The sequence below is a fragment of the Flagellimonas marina genome, assembly GCF_042651185.1.
Lineage (GTDB): Bacteria > Bacteroidota > Bacteroidia > Flavobacteriales > Flavobacteriaceae > Flagellimonas > Flagellimonas marina.
The window spans coordinates 536,850-553,844 of sequence record NZ_JBHSCL010000009.1 but is presented as its reverse complement, the minus strand read 5'-3'; the positions used below and the strand labels follow the sequence as shown (position 1 = coordinate 553,844).

Sequence of the window (16,995 nt, the reverse complement as noted above, 5' to 3'; positions counted from 1 at the left end):
GGCCCAATCTTAAGATTGGGCCTTTTTAGATGCTTCGTATGGCCGAAAGGTAAACCCACACTATAAAAAGGATCTGTAGTGGAATTCTTTTCCATAGATATAAAGTTCCAGGGCCGTCCGGGTTTCCAGTCTGGTAGTTAATGTTTTCCAAGGAGGCCTTTATGTTGGCAGGTAGTATTAATAGAAAAAAAGCAACCAAAACCCAACCAATAACAGAGGAATATTTGGGCACCAACAGCAGGATGGCAAACAATACCTCTAGAATTCCTGTAACAATAACTACTTGTGCCTTAAAAGGAACAATACTGGGCACCATAGCGGCCATCCCTTTTGTAAATGCAAAATGTCCAATTGCCGTAAAAACCAACATAGAGGACATGGCAATTTTACCAGCCAGTTGGTAATCAATCTCTTTTGTCGCCAATTTTAGGACTAGGCCCGAAACAATAAAAGCTCCTAAGAGAATATAAAATGCCTTCATAATATCTTTTTTGCAAAGATGGATTCCACTAAGGAACGAAACAATGAACCTAGGTTAAGAAATTCGACTTCGAATTCTACTTAGGGCCTGTGGTGTTATTCCAATATAGGAGGCGATATATTTCAATGGGATTTGTTGAATGATTTCTGGCCTCTCGGTGAAAAGTTTCAGGTAGCGCTCCTCAGCAGAATCTTGCAGTAGTGATAGTTCTCGTTGCGATTTTTTTAGAAATAATTCCTCGCTGGCCTTTCTACCAATAAAGTTACCAATATCAGTCTCTTTGTATACAGTTTGAAGGTCTTGGTAAGTCAATCGCCAAAGAACAGTGTCTGTAACGGTTTCCACAACATAGGTTGATGGTGATTGGGTAAGGAACGAATCGTAAGCACTTACAAACCCACCCTGAAAAACAAAAGCAAAAGTAAGCTCCCCGTCCTCTTTGGGCACATACAGGCGGACAATACCATTTTCGATAAAGGAAAGGTACTTTTCCGTTTTTCCAACTTCGAGCAAAATCTCCTTTTTTGAACATTCAACTCTGTTCAACTTAGAAGAAAAGATACTCCAATCCGCCTCGGACATTTGAAAATTGGATTCAAAGTAAGCTTTAATTTGTTCCAAGAGTGAATACTTTACATTTACTCGGTGAGCGAAGCTGGATCAGGATAATATATAACCAAAGCAACGAGCTACTGCATCAAATAGACCAAAAACACAGTAGGAATCAAATAGATGACAATGGTTTGTGCCCCAACATAATCTTTGGCAACGCGCTGCCCTAAAAGGAGCATTAAAAGGGTAAGTGATGCAAAAACAGCACCGTAAAACCCTATGTAACTTTGGCCTTCCACTAAAAATTGTACAATTCCAACCGCAGAAAGAACCCCGGAAATAATTTCCATTACCATTACTATTCCCAACAAGAGCGAAACACTGTTCTTAAATGGACTTTTGGAAAAGTGGTCGGTTAACCAACCTAAATTACCCTTCCAATCCAGCACCTTATCAATACCACTCTGCAAAAAGGTGATGGTCAAAAAAATGAGTAATATGATTTGGGTCGCGTTAGGTAAAACATGCTCCATGGCTCAAAAGGGTTTTAACGTCCGTATAAATATAAACGTTAGGTAAAGATTATAAAGTCTTTTTTCTTTTTTTAGGCATGGTTTGTCAAAATAAAGCACATCGTTTTCAGCAAGAGTTGTGCAGGAAAGAGCAACCAAAGTGTGGCTGACTCTTGTTTTTTTGGAATCCAATCCCTACATTTAGGGTCAACCTCCTATTTTTTTCACTAATTTAATCTGTCCCAAATGAAAGCAGACAAGCTATTGCCCATGCTGGCATCGGCCTACTTGTTTGGTCTAGTTTTTGGGTGTACAGCCGAAGAAGAACAGGTGGTGCCCCAAACAGAGACCGTTGAAAATGAGACCAAAGGCCCTTTTGAAAAAGCATTTACCCTAGAACATTTTAAGGAAAAGGAAAGCATCCTGAACGGAGAACTGACCGTGGATTGGAATTCCCCGATTACAAAAGAAATGGAAAACGGCAAGACCCTCCATGAATTCAGGGCAAGCCCTGTTGCCCCCAGTTTTTTGGAATCCGAAATACAGCTCCCGGACCAGATTCTGGTCATGGGAGAACTGGAGGGGAACGGCAAGGCCCACACCTGGATCGTAAAGATAAAGCCGGACATTACTGCCGCGCCCATAGAACACAGCTATTTGTTCCTGGAAGGCTACAGCGGCAGCATCTACCATTACGATTTGCAGGGCAACGTGCTGCGCATGGAGGCCTGGCAAAAAGGAAAAGGAATGAGTTTGGTGGACAATGTGGATCAGGCACAGGAGCAACTGCCAGACCACAGGGCCGCCATCTGCCAGCAGCGGACTTCGCTGACGAGCATGAACCCCTTGGCCAACCCTTTCGACCCCTGCCCCGGTGGAGGCGGGGGCTCTTGGAGGCCGGTATACACAGACCACTATACGGATTGGTACCTGGATCGGGGCAATAACGCCTTGGAGTACAGCAACACCCAGTACAACGGCAGGACCACCGAATGGGTTTGGGTGGCCAATGGCGGCGGGCAGGGCTTTTACCAAAACCGTTACCAATACTATAGGTATAACCTCAACAATGGAAACTCGCAAAGGTTGAATTCTAGGCCACAATTACCAGTACCGGCTAGAATAATTTCGGAAGAACTTACGGGGAAAGCAGAGTGTTTAAATGGACATTTGACCCTTCAAGGTTTCCTTGGAAACTTATTGGCAAACTTTGAAGGAGAATCGGAGTTTGATATTAAGATTAAATCTATGAACACAGTTTTTTCAACGAAAAGAAATATGTATGTAAATGGCCAAACAAGATATACTATCGGACAAGATACTATTTACATTGATATTAGTACGGATAAACTTTCTACTATGCCGGCACTAGCGGCGGCACGAACTTTGATTCATGAGTATATACATGCAGATATTTTCAGAAAATTAAACACAAAAGACCCAACCAACGGAGAATTAGATTTCAAAAACACATTTGGAAAATATGAAACAGAAAAGCATCATAATGCTATGGCAGAATCTTATATTAATACTATAAAAGACGCATTAAAAGGTTTTCATAAAAATGTTTTGGAAGGAGATTATAATTATTTGACTAATAATGGAGCAAACCCACTTCCAGATAGTTTTTATGAAGCTCTTGCATGGCAAGGACTAAAACAGAATAATGTTAAAGCTTATACAGATTTATCTGATGCTCGGAAAGCTGAGCTAACAAATAGTTTGAATGCATATTATCATAGTACGACCAAGAACTGCCCTAATTAACAGATATGAAAATTTTTTATTTAGGTATAACTGCATCTTTTTTTTTTATTACTGGTTGGGCACAAGAAGTGTCCAAAGACACCTTGCATTTTAAGTTTGATCCAAATTATATGGTAATCACCAAAAATTATGAAGGCGTTTACGCATTTATGTTCAAGGAGGAGAAGCTGGTTACATCAGCTTTTGGAAATATCAAAGAGGAAGAATTGTTCTTTTTTACTCAATCAGGTTTTCCACCAAAAAAATATAACTTAAAGCCAAATAAGATTTATTGCTTTCAAAAATTTCTTAGAAAAAGGCGGGGATTTTTTAGAGATACTTCCACTGGAAAATTGGATGCATATAAAATGATGAAGTATTTTGATAAACATATTGTGTTTTTCGCTGTGGGCAATGATTTTATTAAAGTTGATGTTCATACTTCACTAGCTGAGTAAAAGTAAACCATAGTTTTTGACTTTTTCCGAATTAGTTACCAAAACTATACGGTAGATACCCCGATCTTTAGGACAGGTGTGCTACAACATACATTTTCTATAGTGTCGATGATAATGGGGACATTAATCATATTAAGTCAATTTTTGGGTCGATTTCCTAAAGATAATACTGGAGAATCCTAAAAAAAAGACTATGAAAATAGAAGCATGGTTGAAATAACCCAATAAAGAAAAACAGAACTTGAAGAACTTGCCTTAAGAGGTGGTTTTTTGACCAATAGTATTTGTCCAAACCAGTAAAACAAAACTATGAGATTCATCATTATGCTTAACGTATTTTTCGTTTCTTTTTTAGGAACATTATCAGCTCAAGAGAAATGTAAGGACACATTGTTTTTTAGATGGGATGAAAGCTATTTTAGAACATATGAAGCAGCTCCAAAGGATATCTACGTAGGAGAAAAATGGGCAGATGAAACCTTTTTCTTTATTCAAATAGGGGAAATAAAAAAAATAAGATCCCTGAAAACATATTCATTGAAAAGGTATATCCGAAAGTTAAATTGTAATCCCAAGAAAAAGAACAAGCACATAGTCGACGCTTTAAAGCTTTCAGGCCATTTTTCAGAGTATTGCATATATCTGGTAAAAAAAGGAAAAAACAAGGTCATTGAGGTTGCAGTTGCAGTTGAGATAGAGTGATGTTTTTTATGAGCTGCTCTACAAAAGGCCCATGCTAAAGGATTAGAATGCAATTGAGAAAAGCATGAGAAAAAGAAAATACTTTATAATAGCCATACTTGCCTTCTTCGCAATTGCTGCTTTAATCATTTTTAAGGTTAAAGATTGGAATCGGCAAGAAATATATGTACTAGTTGATAAAACGGATTCATTTCCATTCAAAATTAAACTTTATGATAACGAATTTTTAGAATTGAGTCCTGTTGAAAATGTGGAAGGATATCGCCTTGATTCAAAATCGTCTCACTCCATGATTACTCCAGATTCTTTAGCACAAATTTTCAGACAAAATTCACCCTTGAAAATCACGGACTATAGAATATACATCGTTCAAGAAAATTTAAATGGCGAGAAAAGAACTATTCCAACGAACTTGGTATACGTACTTATAGATTGATTTCACTATTAAAAAAGCCGTAGGCCTAGCTTGGTGAGGATTGGACGAAACAGTTGCATTTAGCAAGCTTGAGCCAGAAATGAAAACACTAATTGAATGGTCTAATCAATATGAAGCATCAGGAGATGAAATTTTTGCAGAGGGCACCCCATGTAATTAAGTACGTATGCTTGGTTGCTCTAATATTCTTGGCTTTTATACAAAAAGCACATTCGCAAGATGTTGAGCGACAGGCATACTATGCCGTAATCGCAAATATTATAGGACAAGATACAGTGGTCAAGGATTTTACCCATAAAATTTTGGACAACAAGATAAAGGAAGGAAAAATAACCCCGAGGGATAGTGCGGAGTACGTTCAAAAAATAAGAGAAAGAGAATTGGTTCTTGACAAACATATTCCGAATTCATATATAAGAAGAGTATTTCATGAAAATCTAGTTCAAAGTAAAAAAGGAAAAAACACTATGCTTTTTAATGCTTTCGAAAGGCATGGCATAAATTTAGAACAGATTTTAGGTAAAATACCGAACGACAGTTTACATAATCCTGTTTCGCTAAAGCCGGGGATAAAATTGCTGGAAGAAGCAAGGCGTTCAAAGTATTCTCATTCATTTTCATCGCCTATTGAAATTGGCAACAATAAATTTTTGGTATACCATTCCTATTACGGCGGGGCTAATCTATTTCGGGATAATTATTTCATTTACAGTATAGATGAAAACGGCAATTTTAAAGATTTAACTTGGGTTTATGGATACCATTCATAATGGATCTTAATGCTTCTGTTGCATGTATGGTTATGCAACAAGAGATTAGAAACAGATAAAAATTGTACAATATGAGAATGTTTGCTTTTATAGTGACTTTTATAATGGCATATTGCAATATATCCGCACAAACTGAAAAGGAAACCGTATTTGTAAATTTTGACATTGACAGCAATGAAAAGTGCACCATAGATGTTGAGGGCAAAGGATATTTACAAGTCAAAAAATATAGAAAAACAATGCTTCAAGACAAGGTCCGGTATCTAATATGCGACCAGAAGTTTGATTTGATGGACAAAAGCTGTGTGGTGATGGATTCAACAAAAATAAAAACACTACATCTTTCAGAGTTGGATTATCTATTGAAAAAAAAACATGAAGGTATCCTGAGGCAAAACCCATTCAATGCAATCTTCTTAATCGAAAAAATACACGAGAACAAGTTTGCTAAACACAAAGTTTACTGGACAGATGAATGGAGCGAAGTTGATTAAAGATAGAAATAGTTAGGCCGCCTTCGTATGCAACAACCGTGTTAGTTTAATAGATAAATCCGTAAAGATGATCTTGGAATTACCATTTCGTTCCACGTGAAAAATGGCTTTTTCCAGCTCTTCCACAATATCCATAATATTGTTTTCGTGCACAAAAGGGGCAAACTTGTTCAAATCAAAACCTTCTACGTGAATTTTGGTATAGACTAAATCCGTGGCCTTATAGTTCAACAAAAGGGCTTGTCGCATTAAAGTTAGGCAGTAATTCAAGAACTGTTTTTGGACTTCCCGGCCTGTTTTGGCCACTTCATCACTCCACAAAATTAATTCTTGGATGGCCCCTTTATTGCCCTTCGCCTTAAAAGCACTGCGTACCCATTGCACAAACCAGCGTTCAAACACCAAATCCTCAGAATCTTTGTTCATCAAGTCCAAGGCCTTGTTAAAGTTGCCATTGGCCTCTTGTGCAATGTTGTGGGCCACACTTGTGCTTAGACCCCTGTTGACAAGGGCATCAGTAATCACCTGTTCCGTCAATGGCGGAAAGTGTAAAACCTGGCATCGTGAACGAATGGTATTGATGATTTGCTCTTCCTCTTCCGCCAAGAGCAGAAGGACCGTTTTCTGAGGAGGCTCCTCTATCAACTTAAGGAGTTTATTGGCTGCTGAAATGTTCATTTTTTCGGCCATCCAAAGGATAAGCACCTTATACCCACCTTCATACGATTTTAAGGACAATTTTTTTACCATGTCCTGCGCCTCATCCACCCCAATTTGGCCTTGCTTTTTTTCAATGCCGATGTGTCGGTACCAATCAAAAAGATTGCCATAGGGTTGCTCCTTCACAAATTGTCGCCACTCTTCCAAGTAGTGGTCGCTCACAGCATGAGATTTTACCTTATCCGAATTGGCAACTGGAAAGGCAAAATGCATATCAGGATGCGTCAACGAATTGCATTTAGTATTGCAAACCGTGTTTTCCCCCTCATTTTCCCCTCCCGCATTGCCGCACAACAGATATTGGGCATACGCCAAGGCCATTGGAAGCACCCCGGAGCCTTCGGGCCCAACGAACAATTGGGCGTGGGCCACTCTTCCCGTATTGGCGGTGGTCACTAAATGGTTTTTGATATGTTCCAGCCCTAAAATGTCTTTGAACAACATAAGCCAAAGATACATTTTTTAACGTCCCTGTCTTTGAATGGAATTTCAATGTAGGCCTTTACGTTTACCGTCACCCTGAGCTTGTCTCAGGGTCCCATCAAAAAAAACAAGAAGAGGCAAGATAAAACCAAAATATAACAAAAGCACTCTGGGCAAAACACAGGAAATCTTTACTTTTGGGCTTCTCTTAAAGACACACTACATGAAGACGATAGACGATTACAACTTTGAAGGAAAAAAAGCATTGATTCGTGTTGATTTCAACGTTCCCCTGGATGGTGATTTCAATGTAACCGATACCAGCAGGATTGAAGCAGCAAAGCCTACCATTCTAAAAGTGTTGGAAGATGGTGGTTCTGCCGTTCTTATGAGTCACTTGGGAAGGCCGAAAGGCAAAGTGAATCCGGATATGTCCCTTTCCCATATTGTTGAGACCGTTTCCGAAATCATTGGGGTTGAAGTAAAATTTGCAGAGGATTGTGTCGGAAAAGTGGCAGAAGATGCTGTTGCCAAACTTGAGGACGGCGAGGTGCTTTTACTGGAAAACCTTCGTTTTCATGACGAAGAGGAAGCCGGGGATGAAGCCTTTTCGGAAGCCTTGGCAAAACATGGTGATGTTTATGTGAACGACGCCTTTGGAACTGCTCACCGAGCCCATGCCTCAACCACCATTGTTGCTCAATTTTTCCCGAACAACAAATGCTTCGGATATCTTCTTGCCAAAGAAATTGATGCCATTGCCAAGGTGATGCAAACCGGAGAGAAACCCGTGACCGCCATTTTGGGAGGTGCAAAGGTGTCTTCCAAAATCACTATTATTGAGAATATTTTGGATAAGGTTGATAACCTCATTATCGGTGGTGGAATGACCTATACCTTCATTAAAGCACAGGGAGGGAACGTTGGGGATTCCATTTGTGAGGATGATAAAATGGAGTTGGCCCTTGATATACTTAAACAAGCCAAGGCCAAAAACGTGAACGTTTATCTGCCCGTTGATGTGTTGGCCGCGGACGATTTCAACAACAATGCAAACACACAGTTTGTGGATGTCGACAAAATCCCGGATGGATGGCAAGGATTGGATGCCGGACCCAAGACCTTAGAAATCTTTCATCAGGTAATCTTGGGCTCTAAAACCATCTTGTGGAACGGACCCGTAGGCGTTTTTGAAATGGAAAGCTTTGCTAAGGGGACCATTGCCGTTGGAAATTATATTGATGAAGCCACCCAAAAAGGCGCATTTTCCTTAGTGGGAGGCGGAGATTCTGTAGCTGCAGTAAAGCAATTTGGCTTTGACGAAAAAGTAAGCTATGTGTCTACCGGAGGAGGCGCCATGTTGGAAAGCCTTGAAGGTAGAACCTTACCGGGAATTGCTGCAATATTGGACTAGTTTACACGTTATGGATTATTGGGGAAGGAGTTAAAATTCAGCACGTTTTATAGCCGAAATTTTATTATTTCAGAAAAAAACGCCATTTTAGTTCGCCCCAAAAACCAAACCTTGTCCAAATGAACCAAAAATTGAATACAGCTGTTTGCGCAGCACTTCTTTTTGTTGCCGCAATGGTCACTGCCCAAGACATTGATTCCATTCAATTGGCGGTGCAAGACTCCACATTATTACAGGCTGATGAAACCCAGAAAATCAATATTACCAATGTGAATATTGATGGTAAGCCCATGGAGTTGGAAGTGGATAAAAAAGGGGAGTTCCAATTAGTGGATTTGGAAGAGGCCCGAAGATATGATAGTCTTTGGTTAAAAGAGCTTCATAGCAGTGCCCAGTTGTTCAGTGATATGCTGTTGGAAATCCAGAATGGACCCGGGAACGATTCCATTGTTGTTGTGGACTTACCCACAGACACCTTAAAAGCCCGTTTGGCCTTGATGGATGAAAAGACTCCCTTTAACATTACCTACAATCCTTCTCTGGAGAGTGTAATCAAATCCTTTTTGACCCGCAGAAGAGACTTGATGCAGCGTATGATGACCGCCAGTCAATTCTATTTCCCTTTGTTTGAACAGGAATTGGACAACCAAGACATTCCTCTTGAAATTAAATACTTGGCCATTATTGAATCCGCATTGAACCCAAGAGCACGGTCAAGAGTGGGTGCCAAGGGGCTCTGGCAGTTCATGTACAGTACAGGTAAAATGTACGGATTGGATGTCAGCAGTTATGTGGATGAACGCCATGATCCCATTTTGGCCACAAAAGCAGCTAGCAAGTATCTGGCCAAGCTCTACGAAATCTTCAATGATTGGGATTTGGCCCTGGCTGCCTACAACTCTGGCCCGGGGAACGTGAACAAAGCCATCCGCAGGTCTGGAGGATATGAGAACTATTGGAACATTCGCCCATTTCTTCCACGTGAAACAGCAGGGTACCTTCCAGCATTTTTGGCCACCATGTACATTTTTGAATACGCCGAAGAGCACGGACTTCAATATAAAAAAGCAGACCGCCCTTATTTTGAAACGGACACAGTGCATGTAAAAAACCTCATCACGTTTGATCAAATAGCCAAATTGGTGGACATCAGCACTGAAGAATTGGAAATGCTGAACCCAGCCTATAAACTCAATGTGATTCCAAAAGTAAAAGGAAAGGATTATGCGCTTCGATTGCCCAAATCCAAAATTGGAAAGTTTGTGGCCAATGAAGAGCAGATTTATGCCTATGTAAAAAAGGAAATGGATTCCCTTGAAAAGCCGTTGCCGCAAATGATTGCTGCCGAAAGTCAAATTCGCTATAAAGTGAAAAGTGGTGATTACTTGGGCAAGATTGCAGAACGTTACGGTGTAGGCGTGAGCCAAATTAAAAGTTGGAACGGTTTGCGAAGCAATAACTTACGAATAGGGCAACGGCTGACCATTTTCCCGAGAAAACCCTATATCCCAGAAAAAACAGTTGCCAAGTCCAACACCTCAAAATCGGCTGCTGGTACTGTGGCGGGCAATTCTAAAACACATACCGTCCAACCTGGTGACTCACTCTGGACCATTTCCAGAAAGTATCCCGGAGTTTCCATAGAAAATTTACGAGAATGGAACGGTCTTAGCGGCAATAACCTAAAACCGGGCACAAAACTCAAATTGTGCGATTGTTCTTCGTAAATTTAACTCGATATGAAAAAAATTGGAACACTATGCAGCGCCATTTTGGTAATGGTGCTATGGTCTTGTAAAGATTCAGGACCAAAAGAACGATTTCTTCCACCATCCACGGGTGGCGTAAATTCGCTAATGGTGGTGATGGACACGGAGCTTTGGAGAAGCGATGTGGGTGATAATATTCGTGAACATTTTGCAGCTCAAGTATTGGGTCTGCCCCAAGCGGAACCTATTTTTACCATTGTACAGGTTCCCCCAAAAGTTTTTAAGGGAACCACTACCTACTCTAGGTCAATTTTGTACGTGGAACAGGATTCTTCCTCATTGGCGCATATTAAAAATGATGCCTATTCCAAACCGCAAAGGGTTGCCGTGGTAACTGGGCCAACGCATGAAGTGCTGAACCGTAATCTGGATTCTTTGGCACCAAGGGCGATAGAGTCATTCAAACAATTGGAGCTTTCTGAAGCCCAAAGGAGATTTGAACGCTCTTTGAATAAGGATAAGGCCCTGCAAGAAGAATTCGGAATTAGCATGAAGGTTCCATCGTTGTACAAAGTGGGTAAACGGGACAACAAATTTATTTGGATGGACATACAAATCCCCAAAGGAACCATGAACATCATTGCCTATGAAATGCCGGAGGATAGTTTTTCAAACGACTCAACCTTTGTTCAGGATATTGTGAAAATGAGGGACTCTATTGGGAAAAGGTATGTTCCAGGGCCGTATGAAGACACCTATATGAAAACAGAGATGGCATTTGCGCCTTATGTTTTTCCAGCAGAGATTGGAGGAAAGAAAGCTGCTGAGGTAAGAGGTATATGGGATATACAAGGATACCCCATGGCTGGTCCGTTTTTAACCTATATTATCAATGATGAGGAGCACAACAGAAAGATGATCTTGGAGGGGTTTACTTTTGCCCCATCCGCAGAAAAAAGGGACTATATGTTTGAACTGGAAGCCATTTTAAGAACAGTGGACTTTAACCCTACAGCCTCGGAAAAGTAATCCAAGAATAGAAATAAAAGCAAAAAGGCCCGGATTTCTCCGGGCTTTTTTGTTCTTTAAATACTTACGGGGGTTTAGTCAAATGCGAAGCCGGTAGCTATTCTGTACACAAAGGCGTAAAGCACAATGAAGAACATTACAAAGCTAAACCAAGCAAATACTTTAAAATATTTTTCAATAAGGTAGTGTCCTAAGTTTCGGAACCCTTCAATATAGATTTCTTTAATGAGTACAAGTTTCTTCATAAGTCAGATTTTTAAGATTTAAAGACATAGCAAAGATTGGGTTTTGCTAAAGGGAGTTAAAAACAATAGGACAAAAAGCACAGAAAGTGGGATAAAAGCTTTGTTGGAATCCAGCCTTTCCATAAGAGAATCCTTTTTATCGACAAACGACAAATTGTTGGTTACCGTTCAGCGGATGGAAAACCCGATGTACTGCAAAAACAGAAGGCTTTGAACACAAAAAAACCCCTTTAGGGGTTAATTTTATTGTGAAACGATGTGAAACTCCGACCTGCGATTTTGACGGTGTTGGTCTGGGGGACACCGTTGTCCATCGGCACAATCGTTAAGGAGTCGCTCTTCCCCGTAGCCAATAGCGCTAGCAATTCGTGAAGGATCAACACCTTGGGAGATAATATAGTCCCGTGTTGATTTGGCGCGCCTGTCCGAGAGATATTTGTTATAGGCGCTACTTCCAATAGCATCGGTATGGGACTCTATCTTAATGACCATGTCTTCATATTCCTTAAGAACGGCCACAAGTTTATCCAGCTCTTTGGCTGCTTTTGGTTTGATGTCGAACCGGTCAAAATCAAAATAAATGGCCTCCGGTTCAAGGTTAACCATTCTTTTTTCGTTATCTATGATTTCTTTGATGGGTTCCAAGGACTGATTGGCTTCAATGGTAATGTTGTGCTTAGTTCGTATATCTGAATCTTTTTCAAAATAGCCTTTCTTGGTGATTTTTAGGACATAATCTGACGTTGATTCAAGGCCTTCAAAACGGTAGTTTCCGTCAGTACCGGAATCGACTTCAGCTAAAAGAAGCTTCTTGTTGTTGTACAGCATAACTTGGGCACCTTCAATAACTTCCCCTGTTTTGGCATCTTTAATGGTTCCAGAAATGGCATTACGGTTTTCTATGGATGTAAAGGAATAAATGTCATCATCACCCTTACCCCCTTTTCTGTTGGAAGCAAAATAGCCTTTTTCCCCAGATGCATCCACTATATAGGAGAAGTCATCCCTTCTGCTATTAATGGGCTCGCCTAGATTATGTACGGCACCAAAGACATTGTTGTCGTATTTCGCCTTATAAACATCCAAACCACCTAAGCCCATGGCTCGGTTGGAAGAGAAATAAAGCATGTTATCTGTGATATATGGGAACATTTCCTTTCCGCTGGAGTTGATTCCCTCTCCCAAGTTTCTAGGCTCTGAGAAGTTGCCATTTTCAAGAATGTCCACCACATAGATATCGGTTTGACCGTAACCTCCCGGCATATCGGAAACAAAGTACATTTTTGTACCATCTGGACTTACACTGGGATGGCCAGTGGAGTAATTTTCACTATTGAAAGGAACTTCCACAGCATCGGCCCAATCGCCGTTAATCAATTGTGACTGATATATTTTTAAGTGGTTGATTCCATTCTTTCCACGCTTTAACCTTTTGCCATAGTTGTTCCGGGTAAAGTATATGGTTTTTTGATCGGGGGAAAAAGCCACGGAAGCCTCATGGTACTTGGTATTGATTTTCCTTGAGAATTTTTTTGTGCCAAATAGACTCGCGCTCCCATCATCCTTGGTCTTGGCAACATATAAATCTAAAAAAGGCTGGTTGGTCCATCTATAGCGCCTTGTTGTTAAAAAGGAGGAATCTCGTGCCGAAGCAAAAACCACTTCGGAACCTTTGTGGTACATAGGCGCAAAATCTGAATATTTTGAATTGATTGCTAAATTCTTGATTTCAACCAGAGCTGTGCTTTTCCATGTGGGAGTGGCCACATTTTCTAGCTCTTCCAACGGTTCGTCCCTTCTTTGCCGAAACAGTTTGGTGAGTTGGGCAGCACGTTGATATTTTCCAGTACCTTTTAGGGTATGGGTATATTTAAAAAAGCGATCGTCTGAAAATTGGTCGGGATAGGTTTGGTACAGCTCATGGTACCATGTATAGGACTTTTCAAGATTCCCATTGTAATAATGAGAGTCACCCGCCTTTCCCAGTAGTTCGGCGGTATGTTTCTCATCACTTTTCTCCAAAACGATGTCATAAATCCGTGCGGCTTCGGCATACCACATCTTATCAAAGTATTCATCTGCTTTTTGAATAAGTTTGGCCGCGACGCCTTTTTTTCGAACAAATTGCGAAAGCTTTCGGTCACTAAGACCATCAAGATCCTTTATAAAGTCTATTGGGGATGTGGTGCCGGCACTATTTTGGGCAATAGCCGTGCTGCTTTCGTCATCAAATTGCAAAAGCGATACCTCTTGGGAATGTATCCCAAGGGCAAACAGCATAAAAAAAAGCAAGATCGGTTTATTCATTACCACTCCTTCTGCACAAATAACCAATTATTGATTATTTGAGGGCTAAGCAAAGAGAGCTTAACATCAGTTTCAACCGCTAAAATAGAATAAGATAAAGCGGATGATAACTTTTTGTTGTGAAAGGGTTGATTTATGGCGTGTAGGTCAAAAAAATGTGGTTCTTTATCGAAAATCCCTTTAAACATAGGGTTTCATAAAGGAGCTTTAAAATGGATAAGAACACTGGAAATTAAGACTTGGACTCGCTGCCACCTTCCAATTTCTCCTCTTCTTTAGAGGCGTCTTTAAACTCTTTGATACCACTGCCGAGGCCTCTCATTAATTCAGGAATCTTTTTGCCTCCAAAGAGCAAAAGAACAATAACTACGATGAGAACGATTTGCCACGGTCCAATCATACCAAGAAACATATTTTGGGCAATCATAATGTCTAAACTTTTAATGAAAAGTAAAAGTACTAAAAAGAACTGTAAGTGACCATGGGATTAACGAAAATTAGCATATAGTATTGTTTTATGTACGGAAACAATAGATTGGTATTTTAAAAAGCTTAACACCAATATCAAAATCTAAGATTATCTTTGTTCATTATGGCGAAGGACCGAAAGAAAAGAAAAGAAATAAGGCGCAAGCTATTGCACAAGTATCGCTTGGTCATTCTAAACGAGAGTACCTTTGAGGAAAAAATTTCCTTTAAGCTCAATAGGCTGAACGTTTTTGTTACAGGGACCCTTTTTATTATCGTCCTTATTGGAGTGACCACATTGATCATTGCTTTTACCCCGCTCAGGGAATATATTCCAGGGTATTCTTCCACAAGGTTGAAGCGACAAGCCACAGAACTAACCTATAAAACGGACTCTTTGGTGACTGTTTTGAACTATACCAACCGGTATTTAGACAACGTACGACTCGTACTCCGTGGGGATATTGAAAATAACCAAGTAAATCGGGATTCGCTATTTGAACAATACAAATTGGATCCATCAACCGTTGATTTGACCCCAATACGTGAAGATTTGCTCCTACGCGAAGAAGTGGAACTTGAGGATAAGTACAATCTCTTTGAAAGGAACATAGAAAACATGGGTACCCTGCTTTTCTCCCCCATCAATGGTACTTTGGTTCAAGCGTTTGATGCCAAAACCAAACATTACGCGGTGGATTTGGTAGCGCCGAAAGACACTCCGGTGAAATCCATTGCGGATGGAACCGTACTATTCGCGGAGTGGACGTCTGAAACGGGTTATGTCATTATCATTGAACACCAAGAAGGCCTTACTTCAGTCTACAAGCACAACGGGTCATTGAGCAAATCTCAGGGCGACCTTGTCAAGGCAGGAGAGGTAATTGCCTCAATCGGCAACACTGGTGAACTTACAACGGGCCCTCATTTGCATTTTGAACTTTGGAGAAAAGGAAAACCTGTAGACCCTCAGAATTATATCGACTTCAATTAAATGTCATTAAAATCATTTGCAGCAAAGATATTTGCCAAAAGGATTGCCCAAAAAAATCAGAAGTGGGTGAATAACCCTGTGGCAATCCAAGAAAAGGTTCTCAAAGATTTGGTGGCTTCGGGTATGCAAACCAAGTTTGGGAGAGATCATGATTTTTCAAGCATTAAATCGCATGAAGATTTTGTGAACAACGTACCTGTTAGGGATTATGAGGAGCTGAAAGACTACGTTCAGGAAATCATTAACGGCGACCAAGATGTTCTATGGCCTGGGAAACCCATTTATTTTGCAAAAACCTCTGGCACCACATCTGGGGCAAAGTACATTCCCATAACCAAGGCATCCATTAAGCATCAGGTTGAGGCATCCCGAAATGCCATTTTAAACTATATCCATGAAACAGGCAATGCCGATTTTGTCGATGGAAAGATGATTTTTCTTCAGGGAAGCCCAATTTTGGAAGAGAAAAATGGAATAAAACTGGGAAGACTTTCTGGGATATCTGCACACTACGTTCCCAACTATCTACAAAAAAACAGACTGCCCAGCTGGGAAACCAATTGTATTGAAGATTGGGAGACCAAAGTGGACAAAATTGTAGAGGAGACCGAAAATGAGAATATGACGGTTATTGCGGGCATACCGTCTTGGGTACAGATGTATTTTGAGAAGCTCAATGCCAAATCTGGGAAAAAGGTGGGAGAACTCTTCAAAGAGTTTCAATTGTTTATCTACGGAGGAGTAAATTATGAACCTTATCGCGCCAAATTTGAAAACTTGATTGGCAGGAAAGTAGACAGTATTGAACTGTTTCCTGCAAGCGAAGGATTTTTTGCCTATCAAGATTCGCAGAAGGAAAAGGGCATGTTGTTGCTGTTGAATTCTGGTATTTTCTATGAGTTTATAAAAGCAGATGAGTTTTTTTCCGATAATCCAAAACGATTGACCATTGCTGATGTGGCGTTGGATGTAGACTATGCCATGATTATTTCCACCAATGCGGGATTATGGGGCTATAATATTGGAGATACCGTTCGGTTTATTTCAAAAGACCCCTATAAGATTGTTGTTTCTGGACGGATTAAGCATTTCATCTCCGCTTTTGGAGAGCATGTGATTGCCAAGGAAGTGGAAGAAGCACTAAAACTGGCCGTGGAACAATCTGATGCCGTGGTAAATGAATTTACGGTGGCTCCCCAGACCAGCCCCATTGATGGGGAGCTACCCTATCATGAATGGTTCATTGAGTTTGAAAAGGAACCTTCGGAGACGGCAAAATTCTCCCAAACGATTGAGGAGAGTATGCAGAAACAGAACAGTTATTATTACGACCTCATTTCAGGTAACATTCTTCAACCGTTAAAAATAAGCACCATCAAACGTGGTGGCTTTCAAGAATATATGAAGACCATTGGCAAATTGGGGGGTCAGAACAAGGTACAACGACTGTCCAACGATCGCAAGGTGGCGGACGGACTCCAACCGTTCAAAATTTAGATTGCCAAAAACAGCTCAACTTTCATAGGAATTCATGT

Annotated in this window: 18 protein-coding genes; 11 read left to right on the top strand and 7 right to left on the bottom strand. The window is 40.5% G+C overall.

The features are described 5' to 3' along the window. Positions 1 to 25: 25 nt before the first annotated feature. The 3 genes from ACFOWS_RS16380 to ACFOWS_RS16370 all read right to left on the bottom strand — a co-directional run bounded on the left by ACFOWS_RS16380 (position 26) and on the right by ACFOWS_RS16370 (position 1,566). Positions 26 to 481 (bottom strand): DoxX family protein, encoded by a 456-nt coding sequence (locus tag ACFOWS_RS16380; RefSeq protein ID WP_379766904.1) that lies wholly within the window; start codon positions 479 to 481, stop codon positions 26 to 28. A 54-nt stretch (positions 482 to 535) separates the two neighbouring features. Further along, positions 536 to 1,102 (bottom strand): Crp/Fnr family transcriptional regulator, encoded by a 567-nt coding sequence (locus ACFOWS_RS16375; protein ID WP_379766901.1) that lies wholly within the window; start codon positions 1,100 to 1,102, stop codon positions 536 to 538. 68 nt (positions 1,103 to 1,170) lie between these two features. Then, positions 1,171 to 1,566 carry a DoxX family protein gene (locus tag ACFOWS_RS16370; RefSeq protein WP_379766898.1) on the bottom strand — a complete coding sequence of 132 codons (396 nt, stop codon included), beginning with the start codon at positions 1,564 to 1,566 and terminating at the stop codon, positions 1,171 to 1,173. A gap of 225 nt (positions 1,567 to 1,791) precedes the next feature. Between ACFOWS_RS16370 and ACFOWS_RS16365 the strand changes: the two genes are divergently transcribed. The 6 genes from ACFOWS_RS16365 to ACFOWS_RS16340 all read left to right on the top strand — a co-directional run bounded on the left by ACFOWS_RS16365 (position 1,792) and on the right by ACFOWS_RS16340 (position 6,151). Further along, a complete protein-coding gene (locus ACFOWS_RS16365) occupies positions 1,792 to 3,312 on the top strand; it encodes a hypothetical protein (RefSeq protein ID WP_379766895.1) in 1,521 nt (506 codons plus the stop codon). A 5-nt stretch (positions 3,313 to 3,317) separates the two neighbouring features. Continuing rightward, positions 3,318 to 3,749, top strand: a complete 432-nt coding sequence (locus ACFOWS_RS16360; protein WP_379766892.1) for a hypothetical protein — start codon at positions 3,318 to 3,320, stop codon at positions 3,747 to 3,749. A gap of 309 nt (positions 3,750 to 4,058) precedes the next feature. Beyond that, positions 4,059 to 4,451, top strand: coding sequence for a hypothetical protein (locus ACFOWS_RS16355; RefSeq protein ID WP_379766889.1), 393 nt, complete (start codon positions 4,059 to 4,061; stop codon positions 4,449 to 4,451). 64 nt (positions 4,452 to 4,515) lie between these two features. Beyond that, the gene (locus ACFOWS_RS16350) at positions 4,516 to 4,887 is read left to right on the top strand and encodes a hypothetical protein (protein WP_379766886.1); all 372 of its coding nucleotides are present in this window, start codon (positions 4,516 to 4,518) and stop codon (positions 4,885 to 4,887) included. Between the two features lie 110 nt (positions 4,888 to 4,997). After that, complete coding sequence (locus tag ACFOWS_RS16345) at positions 4,998 to 5,657, top strand: hypothetical protein (protein WP_379766883.1); 660 nt, start codon at positions 4,998 to 5,000, stop codon at positions 5,655 to 5,657. A gap of 71 nt (positions 5,658 to 5,728) precedes the next feature. Continuing rightward, on the top strand, positions 5,729 to 6,151 hold the full coding sequence (locus ACFOWS_RS16340) for a hypothetical protein (RefSeq protein WP_379766880.1): 423 nt from the start codon (positions 5,729 to 5,731) through the stop codon (positions 6,149 to 6,151). Positions 6,152 to 6,163: 12 nt separating this feature from the next. Here ACFOWS_RS16340 and ACFOWS_RS16335 read toward each other — a convergent pair whose 3' ends face one another. Further along, positions 6,164 to 7,315 (bottom strand): DNA polymerase III subunit, encoded by a 1,152-nt coding sequence (locus tag ACFOWS_RS16335; RefSeq protein ID WP_379767057.1) that lies wholly within the window; start codon positions 7,313 to 7,315, stop codon positions 6,164 to 6,166. A 202-nt stretch (positions 7,316 to 7,517) separates the two neighbouring features. Between ACFOWS_RS16335 and ACFOWS_RS16330 the strand changes: the two genes are divergently transcribed. The 3 genes from ACFOWS_RS16330 to ACFOWS_RS16320 all read left to right on the top strand — a co-directional run bounded on the left by ACFOWS_RS16330 (position 7,518) and on the right by ACFOWS_RS16320 (position 11,446). Beyond that, positions 7,518 to 8,708, top strand: coding sequence for a phosphoglycerate kinase (locus ACFOWS_RS16330; protein ID WP_379766877.1), 1,191 nt, complete (start codon positions 7,518 to 7,520; stop codon positions 8,706 to 8,708). A gap of 119 nt (positions 8,709 to 8,827) precedes the next feature. Next, a complete protein-coding gene (locus ACFOWS_RS16325; protein WP_379766874.1) occupies positions 8,828 to 10,435 on the top strand; it encodes a LysM peptidoglycan-binding domain-containing protein in 1,608 nt (535 codons plus the stop codon). Positions 10,436 to 10,447: 12 nt separating this feature from the next. Continuing rightward, positions 10,448 to 11,446 (top strand): DUF4837 family protein, encoded by a 999-nt coding sequence (locus ACFOWS_RS16320; protein WP_379766871.1) that lies wholly within the window; start codon positions 10,448 to 10,450, stop codon positions 11,444 to 11,446. Positions 11,447 to 11,520: 74 nt separating this feature from the next. Here ACFOWS_RS16320 and ACFOWS_RS16315 read toward each other — a convergent pair whose 3' ends face one another. The 3 genes from ACFOWS_RS16315 to tatA all read right to left on the bottom strand — a co-directional run bounded on the left by ACFOWS_RS16315 (position 11,521) and on the right by tatA (position 14,425). After that, on the bottom strand, positions 11,521 to 11,691 hold the full coding sequence (locus ACFOWS_RS16315) for a DUF6747 family protein (RefSeq protein WP_379766868.1): 171 nt from the start codon (positions 11,689 to 11,691) through the stop codon (positions 11,521 to 11,523). 243 nt (positions 11,692 to 11,934) lie between these two features. Then, positions 11,935 to 13,998 carry an OmpA family protein gene (locus tag ACFOWS_RS16310; RefSeq protein WP_379766865.1) on the bottom strand — a complete coding sequence of 688 codons (2,064 nt, stop codon included), beginning with the start codon at positions 13,996 to 13,998 and terminating at the stop codon, positions 11,935 to 11,937. Positions 13,999 to 14,230: 232 nt separating this feature from the next. Next, positions 14,231 to 14,425 carry a twin-arginine translocase TatA/TatE family subunit gene (tatA, locus tag ACFOWS_RS16305; protein ID WP_366585947.1) on the bottom strand — a complete coding sequence of 65 codons (195 nt, stop codon included), beginning with the start codon at positions 14,423 to 14,425 and terminating at the stop codon, positions 14,231 to 14,233. 165 nt (positions 14,426 to 14,590) lie between these two features. On the opposite strand from tatA, the gene ACFOWS_RS16300 reads away from it, so the two are divergent. Both ACFOWS_RS16300 and ACFOWS_RS16295 read left to right on the top strand, forming a co-directional pair. Next, positions 14,591 to 15,460, top strand: a complete 870-nt coding sequence (locus tag ACFOWS_RS16300) for a M23 family metallopeptidase (RefSeq protein ID WP_366585949.1) — start codon at positions 14,591 to 14,593, stop codon at positions 15,458 to 15,460. Continuing rightward, entirely contained in the window at positions 15,461 to 16,957 is a 1,497-nt protein-coding gene (locus ACFOWS_RS16295; protein ID WP_379766861.1) for a GH3 auxin-responsive promoter family protein, read from the top strand. The last annotated feature ends 38 nt before the right edge of the window (positions 16,958 to 16,995 follow it).